This is a genomic window from Polaribacter sp. Hel1_33_78 (assembly GCF_900106075.1).
GTDB lineage: Bacteria > Bacteroidota > Bacteroidia > Flavobacteriales > Flavobacteriaceae > Polaribacter.
The window spans coordinates 2,222,083-2,246,663 of sequence record NZ_LT629794.1; the positions used below are offsets into that span (position 1 = coordinate 2,222,083).

Here is a 24,581-nt window from a genome sequence, read left to right on the forward strand (position 1 = left end):
GCAAAAGAGTATGTCTTTGCCAACGCTAGCAAGTTTGCGGAAAAAAGTACGAAAACACAACACCGTATAAAATTAATTGCTGGTTTTAGCTTATTTACGAAAGTTCTCGCAGACTTTAAATCTGTGGTTTATTTACTAACTTTAGTTCTTAAAACACGCAACTAATCTTATAGAACAACGTTAGGCACAATACACTCAACATTTCGTAGAAAATAACATTATGATAAAGGGAATTGGAATTGATAAAGATGTATTAGATAAATTCGACTACGAATTAGCAATAAAAAGAATAAAGAGAGATATTAATAGTGATTTCATTTTTGCACCTCATTATTCCATAATATTTGAAAAAGCATCTAAAGAATTATTTGAACAACTAAAAACTAAATTACTAAGTGGAAACTATTCAACTAGATTGCCCATTTCTATGAATGTTATTAAACAAAATGGTTTTAGTAGAAATGGTTCGATTTTAGAACCTATTGATAGATTAGCATATCAATTAGTAGTTGATTACATCGGAAAAAAAGCTGAAAATGAAATTGACAGAACACAAGTATTCAGTAATGTTTTGCTAAATGAAGATATTGATGGAAAAATGTTTGAAAGGTCAGGAGATAGTTATGATAAATTTAAAAACAGAATTCAAGAACTTTCAAAATCAGGAAAATATACACATGTATTAAAATCAGATATTTCCTCTTATTTTGATAAAATATATCAACACAACATAGGAAACCTTCTGTATTCATCAGGTGCAGATAGTAAAGCAGTTAGCTTTCTTGAAAGATTCATGTTATTACTACGTGAAAATGATTCTCATGGAATCGTTCAAGGTGTTTTTCCTTCTGATTTATTAGGAAATTTTGCTTTATGCGACATAGATGCACAGCATTCATTAGAGGGACTTGAATTTTCTAGATATGTTGATGACATTTATATATTTTTTGATTCATTAAATAATGCAAAAATTCATAAAGTAAGATTAGGAAATTGGCTTCGTAAAGATGGGTTAACATTAAACGAAAGCAAGACTAGAATATTTGAAGTAAATGAACTTCAACATGAAGAATCGGAATTAGACAAATTATTTGAAAATGCTAAATCTGAAATAATAGACAGAACAATTGAAATTGATGTTAATTATGGTTTAGATAGTCTTATTTGGGATTTAGAAACGAATACAACATATGAAGAAAAATATGATGAAGAAGACCTTAAATTAGAAGCCACAAAGAAATTATTTAATTCAAGAAAAGAATTTTCTAATAAGTTCAAAATAGAGAAATATTGCTTATCTATTTTCACTACTGTTAATTGCGACTATGCTATTGAACAAGTTTTAAAAAACTTTGCGGATGAACCTAGTTTAGCTCAAACATATTTTGGTTATTTAAGAAAAATGATTGTTAGTAATAGAATAACTCATTCAGATATAGAATCTTTATTAAAAAAGCCAAACCTAATATTTGATTATCAAAAAAAATGGGTTTATTCATTAATTTTATATCTCGATAATGTGAATCCAGAAATATTGAATATTGCCATGAAAGATTTAAAGTCAAATGAGAAAAATATCTCCCTTCGAGCACTTTGTGCAATTATTATTGGAAAGCATGGAACATCAGCCTTTAGAAGAATTTTAAAAACACACTATCAATCTGAAAATTCAGAATATGTGAAATCTGCAATTTTATATGCTTCACAATATTTTTCTACTCAAAACAGAGACACTTGTTATAAAGCATGGTCAGGACATAGTGATATAAATACATTAATTGTTAGAGCATTGAAAAAAAAGTAAAGTGCCTAACACCGTATATAATTTATTGCTGGCTTCTTGCCTACTTACGAAAGTCCTCGCGGACTTTCTTTGTCTGTAATTATTTACTAAATTAGTTACTGAAAACACGCAACAAATCATATACAACAACGTTAGGCACAAATTGAAAAAATGATACGCAAAACATTAAAATTCTTTGGGAAACTTTTATTAGTAACAATCATACTACTTGCTGTTTTAGTAATAACATACCTCATTAAACCAGAATTTATTGAGAACAAGGCAATAGATATTTTTTATCCAACAGTAAATATAGAAAATAAGTATAGAGATAAAATAATAGTGGAAAACCCTGAAGTTTATGAGTTGATGCAAATTGCTTGTAGTCTAACTGAAACCTTCCAAAATGACCAAAATTTAACTAACCATAAAACTGGTTATTATACTAATTTTATTAACCACTTTAAGAGTTATAAAAATCACGAGTTAGTATTAAAACTCAATGAATATTTAAAACCGAACCCATATGGTTCGAGTCAATTTGCTATAAGACTTCTTTCCTTAAATTATGAAATTAATGATTCCAATAAATTAAAATCAAATAGTTTTATTAATGTAAATCCTATACTCATTAAACTTTTTAAGTCCAAAGCTTTTTTAATATCCGAAAACATAAAGTTGATTGAGGATTTTGCGAATAAATCAGGTTTTAAGAATTACTATGCAAAGCATAAAAATTATTATGCTAAATTAATTAGTAACTATAGTAAACTTTGTGATTTTCAGAATATGAAAGTTTGGTTAGAAAATAAATTTTCTAGCAAATATCAATCTTACCGTATAATTTTTTCTCCACTTACAGGTGGATTTCACAATACAATGAAATTTAAAAATAATGATAAGAATTTGGAACAAACTTTTATGTTTGTTAACGCACCCTATGAAAACATTGATAATTTGCCAGAAAAGGAATTTGAAATAAAATCTAGCAAAATGGCGAGAGTTGTATTTACCGAAATCGACCATAATTATGTTAACCCATTAACTGACAAGTACAATGATGAATTAAAAAATGCAATGATTGATTATAAGTTTTGGAATAATCAAAAAGGTGGTATGTATCAATCAAGTTATAACACATTTAATGAGTATATGACTTGGGGAGTTTTTAATTTATATGCTCTTGACACATATAGTAAAGAAAATATTGATACAATAATTAAAATACAAACTGATTTTATCAATGACAAAAGAAAATTTAATCAATTTAGGGACTTTAATAAAGAATTAATTAAACAATATAATGCAAAATCCAAACCAAAAATAGAAGAAATTTATAAACCTATTTTAGAATGGATTGAACAAAAATCTGTGCCTAACAACGTGTATAATTAATTGCTTGGTTTTAGCTTACTTACGAAAGTCCTCGCGGATTTTCTATTCGGTTTATATTTGCTAACTTTAGTGCTTAAAACACGCAACTAATCATACACAAACACGTTAGCACAAATTTGAAAAATACTTTATGAAAGAAGAAAAAGATTCTAAAGATTCCTCGTCACAGGAAGAAAAAAAAGAAAAAGTTTATAATGTAGAATCTATTTATGACACTTATTTCGAAAACCTGAATAGTGTCAAACTATACTTTAACAAATTTGGAAATTTAGCGTCTGGTGAAGATGAATCAATAAAGGAAAAATCGAAAGAATTTTTTGACCAAGCATTAACCGAAATTACGGAAGAAATGGAGCGTGTCAAAAATAAGGACAAAGATGATGACACAATAACCAAAGAAGAAGCTGAAATTTTCTTTAAAAAGTTCGCTCGAAAACTCAGAAAACAACCAAAAATTTCACCAAAAAACTATGAAATACTTTCTCGTAGTTCATTCTTAATGCTAAATAATTACTTCGAGTATTTAATTGCTGACCTTCTAAGCTACTACTATAACAAATTCAAAAATTCTCTTAATCAAAAAGAATTTAAGTTTACTCTCAAAGAACTAAATGAATATGACACAATAGAGGAAGCTACAAAAGATTTAATTGTAAAAGAAGTAGAAAATCTAATTATTGACAAATCATTTAATGAACTTCTCGAACATTTTAAGGATAAACTTTCTATATCGCTTGAAAAAGATTTAATAAATTGGGATGAAATTATTGAAATCAGAGAAAGAAGACATCTAATTGTACATAACTCTTCAGTTGTAAATAAGAAGTACATTTCAAGAACAAAAAACCCATATAATTACAAAATCGGAGATGTTGTTCATATTGATAAAGATTATTTTTTAAAATCTTGGTTGCAGTTTAAACTCGCTGGACAATTGTTAATTTTTAATTGTTGGGGAAATTGGGATAAAGACAATATTGATAATGCAATATATCAAATTATGATACAAACTTTCGAAGATTTGAATTCAAAGAATTATGACCTTGTCTGTAAAACTTGTAAATATTCAGAACAAATCGAACCGAAAAATGAAGACCAAGAAGATTGTATTCTTCGAATTAAAGTTAATAATGCTATTTCACTAAAAAAACAAAATAAAGATAATGAGGTGAAAAAAGTATTAAAGAAAATAAAGGTTGGAACAGCAACACCTCTTTTTAAAATCGCTCACAACATTTTAAATGATAAACACGAAAATTTAGCAGAACTCTTTACACAAGCAATAGTTGTTGATAAATTAAATATAGATTGGTATTTGGAATGGCCAATTTTTGATTTTGTTAGAGAAAAAGATGAAATAAATAAAATATTGATTAAAACATTTAAAAACTAAAAAACTTGTGCTAACACCGTATATAATTTATTGCTAGTTCTAGCCTACTTACGAAAATCCTCTCGGATTTTCTATTCGGTTTTTATTTGCTAAATTAGGTGCTTAAACACGCAACAAACCATATACAAGACCGTTGTACACAAGCAAAAAAAATGATAGCATTTCTACATACATCATCGATTCATATTGATACATTTGAAAAATTGGTAAGAAAATTTGACAAAAATATTGAAATCAAACATTTTGTAAACGAAAAATTACTTGAATCTGCTTTGATAAATGGAGAAACTGATGTCGTGTCATTTAAAAAAGAAATTGAATTAATAAAAAAAGAAAATCCATCATTATTAATTTGTACTTGTTCTACTTATGGAGAGGAATGTGATAATGATTCTAGCATTTATAGAATTGACAAACCGATTGTTGAATACATAGTTCAGAATTTTAAAAAAATTGGATTAGTATATACCGCAAACTCAACAAAAAAAGTGAGCGAGAATTTACTACTTAAAATTTCATCTGAACTAAATAAACAAATTGAAATTTCAAACTGTGATTGCAGTGAGTTTTGGTCTTATTTTGAAAAGAAAGACTTTAGTGGTTATGAAAAAGGAATTGCAAAAAAAATAGAACTATTGGAATCTAAAGTTGACGTAATATTTTTGGCTCAAGCATCAATGGAAGGAGCAAAAAAATATTTAAAACAAATGAAAAAAGAAGTTTTATCCAGTCCTGAATTTGGAATAAACGAACTGATTAATAAACATAAAGCCAGTGTACAACACCGTATATAATTTATTGCTAGTTCTAGCATACTTACGAAAATCCTCGCGGATTTTCTATTCGATTTGTATTTGCTAAATTAGGTGCTTAAAACACGCAACAAACCATATACAACAACGTTGTACACAATTAACCACGAAATCATAATCCGAATTGAAAAATAAACTTAATCTCTTTTTATTAATTAGTTTTTTAATAGCATTAGTCTTAACTATTTGGCTTAATTATCAAGTTACAAACAGAGTTGGAGATTTATCATTTAACAAAGAAATTGACAAATCAACTTTTAAAGTATGCGATGAAAAACGGATACCTCAATATTATTCAACTAAATCAAACTATCAAGGTGGGAAAAAAGCAATAAAAAAGGAACTTTGGAAAACAACCGAGCAATTAAATTTTGGGAATTCAGGTTTTATAACCTTTAGGTTTATAATTAATTGCAACGGTAAAATTGGTAGATTTAGAATAAAAACAATAGATAGTGAATTAAAAGAAAATAGTTTTGATAGTCTAAAAATAAAAACACTTCAGGCATCAATTATTAAATTACAAAAATGGAATGCTGGAACGTGGAAAGATAAGACTCTAGATAGTTATTTTGTTTTAAATTTTAAAATTGAACAAGGAAAAATCACAGATATATTTTAACTATGAAGGTTTTTTTAAAAATATTAAAAGTAATATTAACAATAGTATTTTTTTCTTACACACTATTTGTATTGTATTTCCTTGGTCTTGCTCCTAAAGAAAAAAGGTTTAAAATAGCAGGACATCAACAAGGTGTTTATCTTTCTCAAACTATGTTTAATATCCTAACATACCAAAACCCAAATTATTCAGATGCTTACTTTGAACAATCTGTCCCTTTTAATAAAAGAGGAGATTTTGCTACAGGGTTTCAGTTATTAAATAAAGCAGTTGAACTTGACCCAAGTTTACATTTAGGCTATCGTGGATATATGAAACTTCGTTTTTTAAGAGATTATAAAAAAGCATTGTTCGATTTAAATAGACTTGACAGTTTAACGCCAAATTTCACGGACGCACCTTGGGGAGAAGATATTGATTTCTTGAGGGGCGAATGTCATTTTGGGAATAAGGAATATCAAAAAGCCATAGATTGCTTTAATCGTAATGTAAAGAATAATAAGGAAGATTGGGTTGATATAAACACATTTACTTATCTCGGAATGTGTGAATATGAACTTGGGAATTATGAAAAGTCAATTTCAGAATTTAATAGAGTGTTAAAGCAATCCGAAAATACACCAGAAGCACATTTTGGATTGGCAAAAGCATATCTAAAATTAGAAAATTTAGATAAAGTAAACGAACATATTTTAAAAGCAGAAAAATCGATTGATTATAAAAGAGAAGACCCTTACAAAGAATTTCAAAACGAAATATATTTAGAGGAAATAACTGAATTTAAACAGAAAATGAACCAATAACTGTGTACAACACCGTATATAATTTATTGCTAGTTCTAGCATACTTACGAAAGTTCTCGTGGATTTTCTATTCGGTTTATATTTGCTAAATTAGGTGCTTAAACCACACAACAAACCATATACAATCACGTTGTAAATAATATAAAAATAATGACAGACGAAACTAATTCTAATTTAATTGATCCGGATTTTATTGCTATAAGACCACTTATTCAATTTAATAATCCATGGAGAAACAACTACTTTAACCAACTAACGAATACTGAAATTAGCCTAGAAGGCTCAGGCAATATTAATCTAAAAAATGTTGACAATAGAAGGTTATTATATAACCCTAGATACAAAAAAAGAGATCCAGAAATATTTGACTCAAAAAATATAGATACAAAAGAATTCATATATGAAAAAAATAGTCTGCAAACAATAAATTTTTATACAAAAAAAATTATTAAAGACGGTCATTGGGATTTAGCACCTCTTTTAGAAAAAAACTTAATAAGGTCGAAAAAAATTGAATACATCAACAACAAAGTAAGTTTAATAGAGACCTATATCTACAGTAAAGGAAAATGTAGAATACAAAATCAAGCTTTATTTGGAAAAGGGAATTCACCTGAATACAAACACTTTATAGAGACATCTTATGTACACAATGATCAAAGTGGCGGTATCAAATTAATAAAATACTACAACAAAATATATACTACGGATAATGAAGAAAAGAGTATTGAGTTTAACAATGGACTAGAATCAAATAGCACCACTAGGAAATTCAAATTAATTTTAGGTAAAAAAAGGATAATAGAAGAAGTGAAAACCGAGAATCAAAAAATAATCTATCACCTTAAAAGTATATATAACGTTACAGGCACAGGTTATACACGCATTACAACTAACTTCATAGATCCTAAATTTTCATTAAAAGAAGTTTTTAACAATAAAGATCAAATTATTGAAAAAGGAATTTTTGAAAAAGATCCAGGAACAAATTTTGATTATTATTTAATATATAATAAAATAACGTATTATCAAGATTATATCTTGATAAAAGAATATAGGAATGTTACTTTATCCTCTATAAACCGAGAAAAAAGCCTTGTAAGAGAAATAAAACTATTAAAAGATTCATTTAACAATCAAATTAGATATAAAGCACAAATTGGCTTGAATGATAAAGTTTTATTTTACAGCACTGTACATGAAGACTATTTAGAAAACAAAATTTTTACTGAATATATATATGAAAATGGTAAAGTTAAAGATCAAATAGAAGTATACTATCAAATTAATGATGATAACATAATAGAAAGAATAGAAGGGATAAGACATTCTCCAATAGAAGGACATCTATCAGGATTGATTTTTTTATATGTCAGAACTAATACTACTAGCGAATAAATAAACTATTTACAACAATGGCTATAAGTAATTGCTTGTTCTCGTCTACTTTGGAAATTTCTATGGAATGTCCAAAGTAGTGCATACTTACAAAGTTAAGTGTTAATCCACGCAACTACTCATAGCCTAACCGTTGGCAGTAATTAGACAGATTCAAGAATATTATGAACTTTAAAACACTTTTTCATTATATAAGTTATCTACAATATCCATTAATGCTAATTGGGTTATATTTTGCTTTCAAACCATATTTTCTAGGAATTGAACAATTACGAGAAAACCCTGATTTAATTTTTAAAAATCTAAACTCATTATTGATTTTTATGGGACTTGGAGTAAGTTTTTCATCGTTACAAGACACTACTAAAACACAAAATAAGTTTTCGGAAAAAATTTGGAAAAACCCTAAAAAAGGTAAGCTTATGATTGCTTCCATAAGCCTTATGATTTTATTCTTTTTAACTTTTGGATTAATTGGATATTATTTCGCAAAAGTTGGAGTTCTAAAAGAATTATCTATTGGAATTATTGTTTTAGGGTTAGGAATGTTTGGTTTTTTAAAAGCAGCAATTGAAATGTTTGAAAATCACAGAACAGATAAAAAATAATTAAACTGAATAGAAAGAAATGAGTGAAAACAAAAATAAACCATTGAAAGTATTTTTTTAACAATTGGTGTAATTGGGACTATTGATGGTATATTTCTAGCAGTAAATGGAAATAAAATTATGGGAATATCTGGTTCAATAGCAAGTGCTGGAATTACTATAAAAGGAATTAACGATATTAGAAAAGAAAAAAATAACTACTGCCAACATCGTATATAATTTATTGCTAGTTCTAGCCTACTTACGAAAGTCCTCGCGGACTTTCTTTGACTGTAATTATTTGCTAAATTTAGTGCTTAAACACAGCAACTAATCTTGTACAACCACGTTAGGCACAAGAACTCATGACAATGAAAAAAAAAGAAATTATAAAATTTTTTAGTTGGTTTTCTATAATCGTAGGAATTTTTCATTTCATATTAGAAACTTGGTTTCATTTTAAATTTGTACAATCCATTATTCAATTATTTTGTGATTATATTGGAATTTCATTACTAATATTTGCAGGAATTACAGTTCTGAAAAATATAAATGGAAAAGGACTTCTATGTGGAGCTTGGGGCTACATTTTCTGCTTAAATTATAGAGCTTTCGCTTGGAGAATGGACGAATTTATTGCAAAAACGTCCAGTAATTCAACTGATAACACATTAATAATCTTAAGTTTTACTTTGTTTTTTTCTTTTATTGCCTTTATATATTCTTTAATAATCTGCTATCCGAATGAAAAAAAACAGAAAAATACAATATAGATTAAACTCTTATTTAGCAATTCTTTTAGCATTAGGCTTAATAATTGGTGAGACGATAAGAAGATATGGGGAATGGGGATTTTGGGCAAGATGGATTGATGATTATATTATGGGATTATTGTTAATTATTCCAGCTATTTTAGTATTCAAGAACAAGAACTTTGGGAAAAAACTTTTAATTGCTGGTTGGAGTTTAACTGTTGGAATGACTTACGGTAGTTTTTTTAGTAAAATATCGCCGAATGCTAAAGAGTTTCAAACAAATATAGAAGCTAATTCATTAGTATTTTTAATCGGATTAGCATTTATAACATCAATAATAGGATTAATTTGGATTTTATTACTCGAATCGAAAAATCCAGTGCCTAACAATGTATAAAATTAATTGCTGTTTCTAGCCTATTTACGAAAGTCCGCGAGGATTTTCTATTCGGTTTTTATTTGTTAAATTTAGTGCTTAAAACACGCAACTAATCTTATACAATCACGTTAGCAACAAGCTAAAAAAACATACAGATTTAATGAAGAAATATATCAAAGCATTTTTTAAGGAGATAGTTCCAATAATAATTGGTATTCTAGTAGCTCTGTATATTAACAACTGGAATGAAAACAAAAAAGACGAAAAATATATAAATCAAATACTTTCTTCAATGAAAAAAGAATTGAAAGAGAGCAATCAAGATATAAAGGAAAAAATACCACAACAAAAAACACTTATCGACACCTTAGATTTTTACAAAAACAATGATAAAATTTCTATATTCGATGTAATGATGAAAGTCAACGGAATTCAAATACCTAAAATTAGAATAAGTTCTTGGAAAGCTATTTCTAATTCAAAAATTGAATTACTTGAATACAATAGAATTTCCGACTGGGCGAATATTGAAGAACAAAAAGAAATAATGTTATCAAAAACCCAATATTTAATGAATTTTCTTTATCCAAACATAAAAGATACCAGTATTGAGAAAAAGGAACTTATTATGTTAATGATGCAGGATATTATAGTTTCAGAAAAAGATTTACAAGAGCAAATTGAGGGAATTATTAAAGATTAAATTTGATTACATTACATAATTAGAAAATAAAACTGAATTTTGATAAATACACTAAAACTGAACGAAAAAGCCAGTTGCTAACACCGTACAAAATTAATTGCTTGCTTTTTGCTTACTTACGAAAATCCTCGCGGATTTTCTTTGTCAGTAATTATTTATTGAATTTAGTGCCAAATCACGCAACTAATCTTGTACAAACACGTTACCTGTAATTGAAAAAACGCTAATGAAAAAGTCACTCAAAATATTAATAATTCTATTCTTTATTTCATTCTCTGTATTTGGACAAAATAAATGGGCTGAAACCCATTCAATTGTGAATCCCGTGAAACTGAACAAAATAGAATTTTCTAATTTAACATCTGAAAAAGTCACAAGTCTATTTGGGGAACCGAACGAAATAACTACATATTGGAGTGAATATGATGACGAAAACATCTCATATTACGAATATGGAAAATCTTACTTTGCTTTTAGACCAAATAAAAATCTTCATGATTTTGAAATTAGAGACAGAACGATTAATAATATTACTGTTAAAATAAATAATCACTCTGTCGGAGACTCTTTAGAAAATTTAAAGAAACATTATTATAAATCAACTATAAATATGAGCAATAATGAAGTGAGTATTCATTTAGTAACATCTGATTTTTGTATATCCGGTAGCATTATAACATTTAAAATTGCGAATGAATCTATTAAATCAATGGAATTAATTAACTTGAATTAAAAACAACAGGTAACACCGTATATAATTTATTGCTGGCTTCTTGCCTACTTACGAAAGTCCTCGTGGACTTCCTCGGTCGGTAATTATTTACAGAATTAGTAGCTTAAACACGCAACAAACCATATACCAAACGTTGTACATAATTAAAAAAAAACGAAAAATGAAATTAATTACAAAAATTACACTAATAACTTTTTTTACTTTAATACATGGAAATATCTCGTATGGACAGGAAATTTCAAAAGAGATTTGGAATTCAATTAAAGATGGAAAAACTGAAAATTTAGATGAGTTAATATCTAATGAGAATTTAGATAAATGCTACGAAATTAAAGGTAGTTCTTATAATTATTTAGCAATTAGTGTGAAATTAAAATCTTTAGAATCACTAAAATACTTTGTGAAAAGAAAAGCTAATTTAGAAGGAGAATGCACAGGAAAAACACCTTTAATGTATGCCGTGAAATATGGGCAATTAGAATCTGTTAGGTGTTTACTTAAAAATGGAGCTGATTTAAATACAACAAATAATGGGAGAACAGCACTTGATTATGCTAAAAAATATGACAAGTCTGAAATTGAAAAGTTTTTGAAAGAATACAAATTGTAATAAAAAACTATGTACAACACCGTATATAATTTATTGCTAGTTCTAGCCTATTTACGAAAATCCTCGCGGATTTTCTATTCGGTTTGTATTTGCTAAATTAGGTGCTTAAAACACGCAACAAACCATATACAAACACGTTGTAAAACATTTAGCAGAACTTCCAACTTAAAAGCTAATTGAATTGTTTTAAGGTTAAATTAACTTGAATTAAATCTTTCTTTAACATTTTAGAAAACAAAATACTATATGTTTGAACTAAAGAATCAATTTCATATTATGAAAAAAAATTATTTAATATTTGTAATACTATTTTCCTTATTCAATATTAATGGTCAAAATAATAAAACTATAAAATGGATTAATGAAAATGCTATTGAAATTGAAGATGCAAACCCTGATTCTGAACTAATAGTTTTTAAAAATAATACACCTAATAAATTTGCAAATGCTAAAGTTTTTGGATTCGGTGAAGCTACTCATCACGGAAAAGAGTTTTTTAATCTAAAAGCTAAATTTTTTAAATACTTAGTAAAAAATCATCATGTAAAAACTTTTATAATGGAAGAATCTTTTCCATCTGAATCAGGTATTAATGAATGGATTTCAGGAGGTAAGGGAGATATTAAAACAATTGCTAATAATTTTAGTATTGGACCTTGGTATTGTATAGAAATAGTAAACCTTATAAAATGGATGAGAGATTATAATTCAACTAAGAATAAAGATGAACAAGTTTATTTTTATGGAATGGACATTCAATATGTGAAAAATATCAATCTAAAAATTCGTGATTTTGTTCTTAGGAAGAAAATTCCTATTAGAGAAGAACTTCTAATTACTTTAGACAAATGTGTAAATAAAAAAGTTGAATATGGGAAAAAATCAAATTGGGAGGAGATTCAAACTCCTAAACTGAATGAAATTGAAAATATTTTAATTGAATTTCAAAAAAAAAGTACGAATGAAAATATTAGTGAATTTAATTCAGCTATTAGAGCTTTGAATTATTTGAAAAAATATACTTACTATGTACAAAATCATTATAGTCAAGATAGAGATTTAAAGATGTATGAAAATGTTAAATGGATAATTGAAAATAAGTCAAAAAACGGAAAAGCATTTATTTGGGCTCATAATGAACATATTAATAACAAAGGTTTTGGCAATTATAGTAAACGAAATATTTATAATTTAGGAAGACAATTAAAAGAATTTTATAAGAATGAATATTATAGTGTAGGATTTGATTTTGGTTCTGGAACAATACCAGGAATTAAAGTAGAAAATGGTAAGTTAAATGGTTGGAAACAATTTAAATTTAAAAAACCTTTTAATAGTACATATGCAGAAACACTTTTTAAATCAAACTTAGATATTTACTTTATTGATTTAAATAAAGCATTAAATAGTAATATTAAATCATTTTTTAAGAAAACAAGTAAACAATTTAATTCTGGTGGTAATGGTTTTCAATCTAAAAAAAATAATTTAATGAATAAAAAATATTCTGAAATATATGACGGTTTGATTTTTGTAAAAAATTTATCAATTTCAAACTCTAATTTAAATGAATAATTAAACGTTTTACAACACCGTGTAAAAAAAATTGCTGGTAAAAGCCTACTTACGAAAATCCTCTCGGATTTTCTTGGTTGGTGTTTTATTTACTAACTTCATTGCCTAAACCACGCAACTTTCCTTACACAAGCACGTTAGGTGTAATTACCCACAAACCTCTGAAAACTAAATAAAATTTGGAAAATCAAAAAATAGTTGTACATTTGTATTATACAAGTTGAATAATACTATTTGAATATGACAAAAAACATACTACCTGATTTACTATCTTCTTGGGAGGAAACTTATAAAAAAGGACAACTTACTTTATGGATATTTCTTGCATTGAAAGATGGACAAAAATATGTGGATGAAATTAAGGAATTTATAGAAAGTAAATCCAAAAACACAATTAACTGCGAAGAACAAAGTCTTTATAGAAATTTGCGGAAATATGAACATATTGACGTAGTAACATTTGAAAATAAAAAAGGAAATAAAGGACCTGATAGAAAATACTACTTCTTGACCAAAATGGGAAATGAATTACTTGAAAAATTTATCGAAAGAAATATAGAACTGTTCTTTTCAACTGAAATAAAGAACATTTTAAAAAAATAAAAAATATGAAAACATTAATAACAAAGAACTTACTGAAATTTACATTAGCAACAATTTTATTGACAATATTATTCCGAATTGGATTAAGTACATCAATTACTAATAAAATGACTTTGGCAGTTATTATTTGCTCAATTGTTTATGGAATTCTAATGTGGTTTAACGGAAATTACTTTGGTAGAAAAGAATATGAATATCTTCCAATTTATCATATCGGGTTTAGATTTCATCTTTCGACATTTTTAGCGCATAATATAGTTTCAGTATTATGGTTTGTATTTGCCTTTGAATCGAAATATGAAAATATTAAAGTAATTTATATAACAGCTTTAATTTGGTCAGTCATTTTAATTATACATTTGATTTATTATCTTTCGGTTAGAAAAGAAACAATCAAGAATTTAGATAAGGAAAATCTGTTTGAATAAAAAACTACACCTAACACCGTGTAAAAAAAATTGCTGGTAAAAGCCTACTTACGAAAGTCCTTGCGGACTTTCTATCTGTGATTTATTTGCTAACCTTAATGCTTAAAACACGCAACTAATCTTATACAAACACGTTGTAAAACATTAAAGAAAAAACTGAATGAAATCTATATTAACAATTTTATTAATTCTAGCCATGGGAATTTCAAGTTATGCTCAAAATCAGAATTCTGAAATAAGCATAATGAAAACTGAAAAGCCAATTTTAATAATAAACGACACAATAATTGGAAGTGTTGATTTATTAAATAAAATATCATCTGACAAAGTTATGGAACTCAATATTTTTAAAGAAAGAAAATTAGGCAAGACATACCTATTTATAGAAAACGAAAAAAACGCAGGAATTATAAAAGCGAATATTAATCACGAATTTAAAATCAAATCGCAAAAGGAATTGAATAGCTTTTTTGGACTGAGTGAGGAAAATGATATTTATGTTAACGGATATTTAATTGAAAATAAGAATCAAAATATATCATCTGAAAGCATGGTTGGAATTAAATTAATAAAAGCTGACAATTTTAGAGTTAAAAAACCTGTTTTGAATATCGAAGTTGAATAATAACGTTTTACAACACCGTATAAAATTAATTGCTGGTTTTAGCCAATTTACGAAAGTCCTCGCGGACTTTCTACCTTGCCTGCGGCAGGCAGGTCTGTGTTTTATTTGCTAACTTTAGTGCTTAAAACACGCAACAAACCATATACAACAACGTTAGGCAACATTATGAAAAAAATACTTATTATATTAATTCTAACTGTATCTAAAACTTTGTTTTGTCAAAAAACATTGGTCGAAACGTTTGAATCTAAAATATTAAACGAAAAGAGAACTATTAGAATTCATATTCCAAAATCTTTCGAAAAGACAGAAAATTTTCCTTTGATTTTGACTCTTGATGGAGAATATATGTTTTACAATCTCATCGGTAATTCTGAATTGTTACTTGCAACAGAAAAAATACCAGAATCTGTTATAGTGGGAATTGATCAAAATTATTTCGATTCAACAAAAATATGGGCTAGAAATAATGATTGTTCTTACAATTCAAAAAATGCAGAATTAAAAGGAAAAGGTATAAAATTTAAAGAGTTTATAGAAAAGGAGTTAGTACCTTATCTGACTGACAAGTATAAAGCTGGAAACTATAAAGTATTAGCAGGGCATTCTTTCACGGCTACTTATCCTAATTTTTTTCTTTTTGACAACTCCGTTTTCAATTCTTATATTTTACTCAGCCCATATCTTAATGAGCGTATTTCTAAAAAAATAATTGATAAACTATCTAATAATAATAAATTCCTTTCCTATTATATAAGCACTAGCCAATACGATTTGCCTGGGCATTTAAAAACAGTTAAAAAAATTGATAGCACACTGAATAAAATAGTTTTTAATCTAAAAACTGAATATACTTTTAATAATTTTAAAGGAGAAACACATTATTCACTAATAAATAGGAGTTTCCCCTTCGCATTAAAAGCAATTTTTAAAGATTATTCGATAATAACAGACAAAGAAATTGAATTAGAAAAGAATCTACTATCCTATCTGAAAAAAAAATACATTAAAATAAATGAGCATTATGGTATAAAAATGCCTGTAAGAAAAGATGATTTAGAGTCCATATATTGGATCGCAGAAGAAAGAGAAGATTGGGAATCCCTAAAAAAAATAGGCGAATTTAGTATTGATCTTTATCCAGAATACTCCGATGGTTATTTTATGCTTTCAGCAGTTGCTGAACAAAATAAAAGCTATAAGAAAGCCTTGAAACTATACAAAAAAGGCTATTCAAATCTTGGAGATGATGTTTTAAATAAAAAAGATTTTTACAGACATATTGAAAGACTAAAAAAGATAATAGAAATTGAAAAATAACGTTGCCTAACACCGTACAAAATTAATTGCTTGCTTTTAGCTTACTTACAAAAGTCCTCGCGGATTTTATTTGACTGTAATTATTTGCTAAATTTAGTGCTTAAACACAGCAACTAATCTTGTACAACCACGTTCTACGCAATTTGAAACATCAATCAAAAATTAATGAGACAAATAATTATAATACTTACTGTTCTATTTAATTTTTCTTCTGCCAGCTCACAAGAAAGCAATATCGATAGAACCAAAGTTCGAGAAGACTTTAATCAAATTATTGAAAATATCAAGAATTTGTATGTCTATTTAGACGATAAGGAGTTAAATATGAATTGTATCGAGGAAAAATATGTAGCCAAAATTGATACTCTCAAAAATCAAGCGGATGTAATACTTTTCTTTGAATACTTGCTAAATGAATTTTATGACAGTCACATATCTCTGAGCACAAATATTAGAGAATCATATCGCTTATCAGCACCAATATATATTGAACTTAAAAACGGAAAGGCATTCATCAAAAATGTATGGCAAACCCAAATAGATAATTTAGACGAAAATATTCTTGGCGCTGAAATATTGAAATTTAACGGAGTAGATTTCATTAAGAAAATTGATGATTTCCCTTCAATTTGTAATGACAAAACTTTGCCAGAAGTTAGAAATTGGATAGCTAACAAAATTGTTTCAGGAAAGTATAGTGAACCAAGACTATTAAGCTTAAAAGTGGAAGATGGTCAGAATGTTCAATTAGACTTAGATAAATTGAACTTCAAGAAAGAGAGTGAACTTTTAAGTTATAGAATTGAAAATGGAATTGGTATAATTCGTATTAATAACTCATTAGGAAATAACCAACTTATAAGCGAATTTGATAAGACTTTAGACAGCTTATTTTACACAAAAGGATTAATTATAGATTTACGAAATACCAACAATGGAGGTAATACATATGTAGGAAAAGGAATTATGGGAAGGTTTACCGACAAAGAACTTCCTTATCAAAAACATATGTATGTCGAGTCTTACGATAATCAACCTAAAATAGTAAGGAGTTGGTTTGAACATGTTAGCCCAAGAGGTAATCAATACCAAAAACCTGTCATTATTCTTGTTGGACGATGGACTGGTAGTATGGGTGAAGGTATAGCTATAGGCTTTGATGCAATGGAAAGAGCTGAAATAGTGGGTACAGAAATGAAAAGACTGGCTGGTTCTGACTTTGATTTTCGATTTGAAAATCAAGGTTTTGGTTACAAATTGATTTTGCAGAAATTATATCATATTAATGGAAATCCACGCGAATTATATGTTCCAACAAACTATGTGAAACAGTCAACAATCAAAAAGGACGAAGTGCTTGAAAAGGGAACTGAATTAATTAATAAAATGGTTAAATAAAAAACTGCGTAGAACAACGGCTATAAGTAATTGCTCGTTCTCGCCTACTTCTGAAAACCTTCGCGGATTTTCAGTTTGGTCTATACTTGCAGAGTCAACCGCTAAAACACGCAACTAACCATACACAATCACGTTGCCATTCATTGGTGAACTAAAAAAAATAAATTACAATGGGAAAAATGATAAAATATTTATTCTTAGTAGCAGGAATAATAAATATAGGGTACTTAATCGGAACTTTTTTTGGTGGTCAAAGTCCTCTATTTAATAATATGAATATTTGGATTCAAAGATTGCTTTTAGCAATATTAGCCACTGGATTTTTTAGTTTATATTCAAAGAAAAGTAAAGCCGAATGATTTTACATAAAAAATCACTTCAGGTTTTGAGAAATTTTGCGTGATTAAAATCTGAATTGAGTAACAAAAACTAAACTGAGAGTGGAATTATTCTCTCAGTTGGAACTGAAAATAGTTAGTGGAATTAAACGCTGACTGAATTCACTCAAACGCTAAAAATTGGAAAACGAAATTTAGCGGAATAATAACAAATTGAAAAACAACGAAATGGCAACACAGTGTATAATTCATTGCTTCTGATTTTCCTTCGGAAAATCCTCGCGCTGAATTAATGCCAGTTATTTTTAGTAACTTAGTTGTTAAAACACGCAACGAAATCATACACCAAACCGTTAGGCACAAGATAAAAATTAGCGAAATGTATTCAACCTTCAGCGATTTCCATACATCTTTTTCACAGGCTAATCAGAACTTTACGCCATAAATGATTTAAATCATGATAAAGTGAAAACCGTTTTATTAATAATTAATTTCTTCATAATGTCACAATCAATTTTTGCGCAAAAAAGTTATGACTATATAAAGTATATAGATGAAGTGAAAGGCAAACGAACAGTTTATACAGAAATAGATATTAACGCTTCCCCTGACGCGGTCAAAAAGATATTTCTAGAATTTGATCAATGGTTTAAATGGTGCAAAGTATTTCCCAAAATCGAAATTTTAAGTGGAGACATCAATGATATTGCATCTAAGCCAAAACTTGATTTAACATTAGATTTTGGAAGAAAAAATGATCCTCAAAAAGCCCCTGTAAATCCAATTATTACCGTCAATAGTAAAAAAGTTTTTGTTTGGGGAGTTTATAATGGCATTCTGATCAAAGCGGAACATGTATTTGTTTTTGAACCAACAAATGAGGGCAAGGGAACTCGTCTAATCCATTATGAAACAATGAAAGGAATGTTAAGCCCTTTTTTAATGACAAACAAGGTCAAAGCAAATATGGCAGAGCATTATAACATTATGAATCAAGACTTAAAAAATTTTTGCGAAAATCGAAATCAATAATAATGGAAAATAAAAAATGGGGGATTCAAAACATTCCTGAACAGAAAGATAAAACAATAATTATAACAGGTGCAACAAGCGGCCTAGGAAAAGAGGCCACAAGAGTTCTTGCAATGAAGAATGCCACTGTAATAATGGCAGTTAGAAATACTCAGAAAGCTGAAATTGTAGCATCGGAAATTCGTAAAGAATATGCAAATGTCAAAATAGATATAAGAAGCCTTGATTTGAGTAGTTTGGATTCTATTTCTTCCTTTGCAAAAGGAGTTTTAGAAGATTACAAAAAACTAGACATTCTTATAAATAATGCTGGCATAATGATGTGTCCCTACTCTAAAACAAAAAATGGTTTTGAAACTCAAATGGGCACGAATCATTTAGGTCCTTTTGCATTAACGGGGCTTCTAATGCCTTTATTGATGAGTACCAAAAACGCGCGGATTGTATCTACTTCTAGCGTAGCGCATAACCAAGGTGATATAGACTTTACAGATATTAATTGGGAAAAAAGGAAATACAATACAAACAAAGCATACAGTGATAGCAAGCTAGCAAACTTGTATTTCTCATATGAATTAAAGAGAAGATTAGAAAATGTTGAAAATCCTCCTTTGGTTGTCACGGCACATCCAGGTGGTACAAAAACCGATTTGGCAAGACACTCAGGAATCTTTAATGTTTTTATGAATTTATTATTTCTTCCTGTAGAGAAGGGTGTTCTGTCAACCCTAAGAGCAGCTACAGATGTAAATGCCAAATCTGGTGATTACTATGGTCCTGGGGGATTTATGCAAGTTAGAGGGTTTCCTGAATTAGTTCAGTCCAGTAAAATGTCACACAATCTGACAAATGCAAAACACCTATGGGATTTATCAGAACAACTAACTGGTGTTCAATATTAAAACGAAAGAAGTGAAATCTTTACCAACTTTATATTGATAACATAAAGCTGGGAAAATCGGGGGGGCGCAGAATTAGTAAGAGCAATCATATGAAAGAGATTTATTGTGTTAAAAGTATTAATGAAGTACACCAAATGCTTGGATTGGGAGCGCCAAAACACCCATTAATAACCATAATAAGAAAATGGCCCAAGATTGATTTTGACTTTGAAAAAATAAAGCTGACTAGTGAGCTTTATCTCATTTCAATGAAAGGTAAAATATCAGGAACAACCTTTCAATATGGCAAGGGTTCATACGATTTCGCTGATGCAACATTAGTTTTTCTAGCTCCAAAACAAGTAGCATCATTGGCTGATCCGATTGAAGAACTTGACGATTCAGGATGGACAATCATGTTTCACCCAGATTTGATTCGAAGATCAGAACTAGGGAAGGAAATCGAAAACTATTCATTCTTTAACTATGAGACTAATGAAGCTCTCCATCTATCTGATGTGGAAAAACAGTCGCTTTTAGAACTAGTTAAAAAAATAGATTTAGAGTTAAACCTCAATATAGATAAGCACTCTCAAGATATAATTATTCAGAACCTTGAGAGTATTTTAAAATATAGCTACCGATATTATGATAGGCAGTTCTTCACGAGAACCAACCAAAACAAAGACCTCGTGAGTAAATTCGAACAATACTTGCAAAAGTATTTTTCATCTTCAGATTTATCCGAAAAGGGAGTGCCTTCAGTTAAACAATGTGGAGAAGCTATGAATATGTCAGGTTCCTATTTAAGCGACTTATTAAAAATAGAAACAGGAAGAAGTGCCAAAGACCACATATCTTCTCATTTAATTGAAAAAGCAAAAACCACATTATTAAATTCAAACTCATCGATTAGTGAGATTGCTTTTAATTTGGGGTTTGATTACCCACAGCATTTTAGCCAATTATTCAAAAAGAAAGTTGGCATGAACCCAACGAAATACCGAAAATCAAACTAGAAATATCCAGTGCCTAACAAAGCCTATACGCCATACCCTTCGGGCTACTGCGCATAGCCAAAGCGTTCTCTACAAGCTACTAATGAAAATAAAATTAATTATAACCATATTCTTATCGCTTATTACTGTTTTAGGTAAAGCACAATCCAGATATAATATAATCTATGAAAAACAATTAGGACAGAATTTTGCCGGAGAAAATATTAATGCAGGTTTTCATTTACTCGATTATGCAGACTCATTGTTCATCCCAAAAAAAATAATCAAAACTGAAAATAATTTCGCTAAAGTGATTAACCCTATTTTCCGCTTTAGTAAACTATTCTTAAGCAATTATCTAATAACTGATTATGCAATGACAATGAATCATGAAAGATTTGGTCATGGATATAGAATGCTCGAGGCAGGCGGTTCAATTGATGAAATTGTGTACAATATGCCACCACCTTTCACCAATAAATTCTCTTTTATACGTTTGAAATATCCGTCTAATTTTACAAATCAGCAGGGTTTAATGATAAATTTAGGTGGTTCTGAAACTAATCTTATCCTTTCAGATATAATGAGAAAAAATATTTTATTGGATGAGAAGTTCAATTATAATTTTGGCCTTGCCTATCTTTATGGAAGCAATGATATGCCGGGCTACACAGCCTTTGTTACCAATCCAGCTGCTGACCCGATACAATACAGACAAAACATAAATCAGCTATATGGTGGTGAACCACTTACCCGTGAAAAGATGCGTGCCTATTCGTTCATTGCACTATTGACCGATCCTATGAATTTTTATGCCTTCAAGTCTGTCTTTTACGATTATATCGTTAAAGGTAGACATAGCTCCAGAATAGGAATGATAAAACTGAGCAATAGACTTAAATATTTGCCAAGGTTTAGATTTGAATACACTCCTTATGGTCCAGAATTGGTATATCAAAATTACTTTAAGTTAAATTCTAAATTAATGCTGTTTAGTTTTAGTCATTCAGACCCAAATTTACCCAACTCATGGCGAGTCGTAGCAAATATTTGGAATCTAAAATCATCCGATAATCTATCATTTAATTTATCAGGACAAATTTGGAATCAACCAAATATTGAGTTTTATCAAAATGACAAACTTATAGCATATGAGGGCTTTGGAGGTCAATTTATATCTACTGTTAATTATGACATTAGCAAAGACAAAAACCTTTATGGATTTACACTTCAAGTAGGATATAAATCAACAGGATACGCAATTGGAGAACAATTAAATAAGGGATTAATAATCAGAGGAGGTTTGACTTTTAAATTAGGAAATAAAAGCCTGTAGAGAACAAGGTGTATAGGTCATAGCCTCCCTTTGGTCAGCAACGCCCCATACACAGAACGTTGGCAAACATTAAAAAAAAATGAGAATACAATATGAAAAAAAACAAGTTAATCTGAATTTATATTTAGGTTTATTATGGCTTGTAAATGGAATAATTCAAACGGTGAGAAATGAGAATGTAGATTTGTTTGACTATTTCTGGTTTTTAATTTCTGGAATTTATTTGTTAATATATTTCTATCAGAAAAAGGAAAAATATCTAACTCTTGAAAAAGGAATTATTAAGCAAAATTGGCCTTTTGGAAAGAAAATGAAATTAAAAGAAATAAAAGGAATTAAACATTTTGCGGGAGAATATATACTGAAATCGGAATTAAAGAAAATGAAAATCAATATTAGTTTAATAGAATCTGAATCATTATCTAAATTAAAAACGGAATTAAAAAAACTTGATGTTGAGTGGAATTAAAAAACGATTTGCCAACACCGTGTTATATTAATAACCTATCAAAAGCATTGTATTTATTGACTTTATATAAAAATTATTAAAATAGGTACAACATAGGTATAACATTTAAAAAAGGCTTAATTATATTTTGAAAAGGTAAATAAATACTTGTTTTTTTTAGTGACCAGTATTAAACTATATTTGCAAAAAGGTATGTATTTATGGCAAAAAAGAAAACTAATAACACTGATTCTAATAAGGGTAAAAAGGTAAATTTAACCGAACATAGAAAAAACACACAAACAAAGGGATCAAGAACTGGCACAAGACCTAAATCAAAAGATAATTAAAAATCGCCAGTAAAAATATACCAACTAACATAAAAACAATAGATACTACATTTAATAAATCAGTCCAAAAATTAAACTGATTTACTTTATTATCGTATTCTTTTTGCAAACAGGCATCGTGCTTTTTTCCTTCAATTTTTTTTAATTCTTCTACAATATATTTCTCTTCATTATTGTTACCGTGATAACCGGTTACCTGTGAAATAAAATTTGATATAATACCTAAAAGAAGAATTACACCAGACCATATCAAAATTGTTGAGTTTTCAATTTCAATTTTGCCTGTTTTAAACTCTCTTAAAGTTTCAAATATTATATAGATTCCTGAACCACTTATAGCAATAACTAACAAATCCATTCTACGAATTGAATAATTTGTTCTATCCTTTGTATTATTTAAATGATTAAGCCAATTATTGTATTTATTTCTATTCTTTTTTTTCATTTTAATAAATAATAATTTTTTAAGATTAGTAAAGATAGATTATTCAAATCTATAAATTTTTGAGGTTTAAAAAATTTTTAAAAAAACCGCTTCTAAATTAATAGAAACGGTTTTCAATATGTATTTAAACTTAAAGTTATTAAGCTGCCGTACCAGAGCCTAAATACACACTATTTGATACTTGTGTACCATCAGCCGAAACAAACGCCATAAATAGCTCTACTGTGTCTCCTGCGTAGGTATTTGGTATTGTAACCATTTGCGAACCTACAGTTCTATCAGCACCATCCAAAATAGAAATTGATTCTTTCTTACTTGGATTGTAAACCAATACCATCGCTTTGTCTGTTACATTTGCGTTACCTTCTGCCGAGTTATCATTCCATTCAAAAGTTACTTGTCCTGGTGTTGCTAAATCGGTGGAACCATTTAAAACACTTGACAAAGAACCTCTACTCAATAAAGCTAAAGAATAATCGATTGTAAAGTTAGGTGCGATACCTCCTACTGCGTTATTTAATACATAAGACATTGCAGCATTAAATTCAGTCTTTTTAACTGCAAACGACTTGTAACCAATCTTAATAAAATCGCTTGTAGCCTGTAAATACTCCAATGTAATAGTAAATTTATTACGCTGGTTTACTTGTCCCTCTGTTCGAGGATTCGCCACGCTAGATGGCTTAATTCTAATGTAGTCGATACCTTTCCAGCTACCTCCAACAATGTTACCTACCTTACCAGATAAGCCTCCTAAAATTCCTTGGGCTATTTTCCCCATACTTATAAATATTTAAAATTAATACTCGTTCGGATTTGGTACGGACTTAA

27 protein-coding genes are annotated in these 24,581 nt (G+C 28.5%); 25 read left to right on the forward strand and 2 right to left on the reverse strand.

The genetic code is table 11. From position 1 onward, the window contains the following. The first annotated feature begins 220 nt into the window (after positions 1 to 220). The 25 genes from BLT88_RS09530 to BLT88_RS09650 all read left to right on the forward strand — a co-directional run bounded on the left by BLT88_RS09530 (position 221) and on the right by BLT88_RS09650 (position 22,976). Entirely contained in the window at positions 221 to 1,804 is a 1,584-nt protein-coding gene (locus tag BLT88_RS09530; RefSeq protein WP_091954414.1) for an RNA-directed DNA polymerase, read from the forward strand. A 150-nt stretch (positions 1,805 to 1,954) separates the two neighbouring features. Next, positions 1,955 to 3,178 carry a DUF4932 domain-containing protein gene (locus tag BLT88_RS09535; protein WP_091954415.1) on the forward strand — a complete coding sequence of 408 codons (1,224 nt, stop codon included), beginning with the start codon at positions 1,955 to 1,957 and terminating at the stop codon, positions 3,176 to 3,178. A 130-nt stretch (positions 3,179 to 3,308) separates the two neighbouring features. Next, complete coding sequence (locus BLT88_RS09540; protein WP_091954417.1) at positions 3,309 to 4,571, forward strand: hypothetical protein; 1,263 nt, start codon at positions 3,309 to 3,311, stop codon at positions 4,569 to 4,571. 152 nt (positions 4,572 to 4,723) lie between these two features. Continuing rightward, positions 4,724 to 5,365 carry a hypothetical protein gene (locus tag BLT88_RS09545; RefSeq protein WP_091954419.1) on the forward strand — a complete coding sequence of 214 codons (642 nt, stop codon included), beginning with the start codon at positions 4,724 to 4,726 and terminating at the stop codon, positions 5,363 to 5,365. 142 nt (positions 5,366 to 5,507) lie between these two features. Continuing rightward, complete coding sequence (locus tag BLT88_RS09550; protein WP_091954420.1) at positions 5,508 to 6,005, forward strand: hypothetical protein; 498 nt, start codon at positions 5,508 to 5,510, stop codon at positions 6,003 to 6,005. A gap of 2 nt (positions 6,006 to 6,007) precedes the next feature. Further along, positions 6,008 to 6,808, forward strand: a complete 801-nt coding sequence (locus tag BLT88_RS09555; RefSeq protein WP_091954422.1) for a tetratricopeptide repeat protein — start codon at positions 6,008 to 6,010, stop codon at positions 6,806 to 6,808. Positions 6,809 to 6,958: 150 nt separating this feature from the next. Next, the gene (locus BLT88_RS09560; RefSeq protein WP_091954423.1) at positions 6,959 to 8,206 is read left to right on the forward strand and encodes a hypothetical protein; all 1,248 of its coding nucleotides are present in this window, start codon (positions 6,959 to 6,961) and stop codon (positions 8,204 to 8,206) included. Between the two features lie 164 nt (positions 8,207 to 8,370). Then, positions 8,371 to 8,814: a hypothetical protein gene (locus BLT88_RS09565; RefSeq protein WP_091954425.1), complete on the forward strand. Its 444-nt coding sequence runs from the start codon at positions 8,371 to 8,373 to the stop codon at positions 8,812 to 8,814. A 350-nt stretch (positions 8,815 to 9,164) separates the two neighbouring features. Continuing rightward, positions 9,165 to 9,566 (forward strand): hypothetical protein, encoded by a 402-nt coding sequence (locus BLT88_RS09570; protein WP_091954426.1) that lies wholly within the window; start codon positions 9,165 to 9,167, stop codon positions 9,564 to 9,566. Then, entirely contained in the window at positions 9,538 to 9,945 is a 408-nt protein-coding gene (locus tag BLT88_RS09575) for a hypothetical protein (protein WP_091954428.1), read from the forward strand. The genes BLT88_RS09570 and BLT88_RS09575 overlap by 29 nt, the downstream gene beginning before the upstream one ends. A gap of 142 nt (positions 9,946 to 10,087) precedes the next feature. Continuing rightward, the gene (locus BLT88_RS09580) at positions 10,088 to 10,630 is read left to right on the forward strand and encodes a DUF6090 family protein (RefSeq protein ID WP_091954429.1); all 543 of its coding nucleotides are present in this window, start codon (positions 10,088 to 10,090) and stop codon (positions 10,628 to 10,630) included. A gap of 226 nt (positions 10,631 to 10,856) precedes the next feature. Next, positions 10,857 to 11,363, forward strand: a complete 507-nt coding sequence (locus BLT88_RS09585; protein WP_091954431.1) for a hypothetical protein — start codon at positions 10,857 to 10,859, stop codon at positions 11,361 to 11,363. Positions 11,364 to 11,523: 160 nt separating this feature from the next. Then, a complete protein-coding gene (locus tag BLT88_RS09590) occupies positions 11,524 to 11,973 on the forward strand; it encodes an ankyrin repeat domain-containing protein (protein WP_091954432.1) in 450 nt (149 codons plus the stop codon). A gap of 276 nt (positions 11,974 to 12,249) precedes the next feature. Continuing rightward, positions 12,250 to 13,548: an erythromycin esterase family protein gene (locus BLT88_RS09595; RefSeq protein ID WP_091955755.1), complete on the forward strand. Its 1,299-nt coding sequence runs from the start codon at positions 12,250 to 12,252 to the stop codon at positions 13,546 to 13,548. A 240-nt stretch (positions 13,549 to 13,788) separates the two neighbouring features. Then, entirely contained in the window at positions 13,789 to 14,151 is a 363-nt protein-coding gene (locus BLT88_RS09600; RefSeq protein WP_091954433.1) for a PadR family transcriptional regulator, read from the forward strand. 5 nt (positions 14,152 to 14,156) lie between these two features. After that, complete coding sequence (locus BLT88_RS09605; RefSeq protein WP_091954435.1) at positions 14,157 to 14,579, forward strand: hypothetical protein; 423 nt, start codon at positions 14,157 to 14,159, stop codon at positions 14,577 to 14,579. A 160-nt stretch (positions 14,580 to 14,739) separates the two neighbouring features. Further along, positions 14,740 to 15,204 carry a hypothetical protein gene (locus BLT88_RS09610; protein ID WP_091954436.1) on the forward strand — a complete coding sequence of 155 codons (465 nt, stop codon included), beginning with the start codon at positions 14,740 to 14,742 and terminating at the stop codon, positions 15,202 to 15,204. Between the two features lie 165 nt (positions 15,205 to 15,369). Further along, complete coding sequence (locus tag BLT88_RS09615; RefSeq protein ID WP_020081167.1) at positions 15,370 to 16,524, forward strand: alpha/beta hydrolase; 1,155 nt, start codon at positions 15,370 to 15,372, stop codon at positions 16,522 to 16,524. 324 nt (positions 16,525 to 16,848) lie between these two features. Beyond that, on the forward strand, positions 16,849 to 17,922 hold the full coding sequence (locus BLT88_RS09620) for a S41 family peptidase (protein WP_157691183.1): 1,074 nt from the start codon (positions 16,849 to 16,851) through the stop codon (positions 17,920 to 17,922). 170 nt (positions 17,923 to 18,092) lie between these two features. Next, positions 18,093 to 18,281, forward strand: coding sequence for a hypothetical protein (locus tag BLT88_RS09625; RefSeq protein ID WP_091954441.1), 189 nt, complete (start codon positions 18,093 to 18,095; stop codon positions 18,279 to 18,281). A 480-nt stretch (positions 18,282 to 18,761) separates the two neighbouring features. Next, positions 18,762 to 19,292, forward strand: a complete 531-nt coding sequence (locus tag BLT88_RS09630) for an SRPBCC domain-containing protein (protein ID WP_091954442.1) — start codon at positions 18,762 to 18,764, stop codon at positions 19,290 to 19,292. 2 nt (positions 19,293 to 19,294) lie between these two features. Further along, on the forward strand, positions 19,295 to 20,194 hold the full coding sequence (locus BLT88_RS09635; protein WP_091954444.1) for an oxidoreductase: 900 nt from the start codon (positions 19,295 to 19,297) through the stop codon (positions 20,192 to 20,194). 89 nt (positions 20,195 to 20,283) lie between these two features. Next, positions 20,284 to 21,192 (forward strand): AraC family transcriptional regulator, encoded by a 909-nt coding sequence (locus tag BLT88_RS09640; protein WP_091954445.1) that lies wholly within the window; start codon positions 20,284 to 20,286, stop codon positions 21,190 to 21,192. 355 nt (positions 21,193 to 21,547) lie between these two features. Then, a complete protein-coding gene (locus BLT88_RS09645; RefSeq protein ID WP_172824298.1) occupies positions 21,548 to 22,507 on the forward strand; it encodes a hypothetical protein in 960 nt (319 codons plus the stop codon). A 79-nt stretch (positions 22,508 to 22,586) separates the two neighbouring features. Then, a complete protein-coding gene (locus BLT88_RS09650) occupies positions 22,587 to 22,976 on the forward strand; it encodes a hypothetical protein (RefSeq protein ID WP_091954448.1) in 390 nt (129 codons plus the stop codon). Between the two features lie 309 nt (positions 22,977 to 23,285). Here the strand turns inward: BLT88_RS09650 and BLT88_RS09655 are convergent, their stop codons facing one another. Next, positions 23,286 to 23,750, reverse strand: coding sequence for a hypothetical protein (locus tag BLT88_RS09655; RefSeq protein ID WP_091954449.1), 465 nt, complete (start codon positions 23,748 to 23,750; stop codon positions 23,286 to 23,288). A 139-nt stretch (positions 23,751 to 23,889) separates the two neighbouring features. Then, complete coding sequence (locus tag BLT88_RS09660) at positions 23,890 to 24,531, reverse strand: DUF6266 family protein (protein WP_091954451.1); 642 nt, start codon at positions 24,529 to 24,531, stop codon at positions 23,890 to 23,892. Between the last annotated feature and the right edge of the window lie 50 nt (positions 24,532 to 24,581).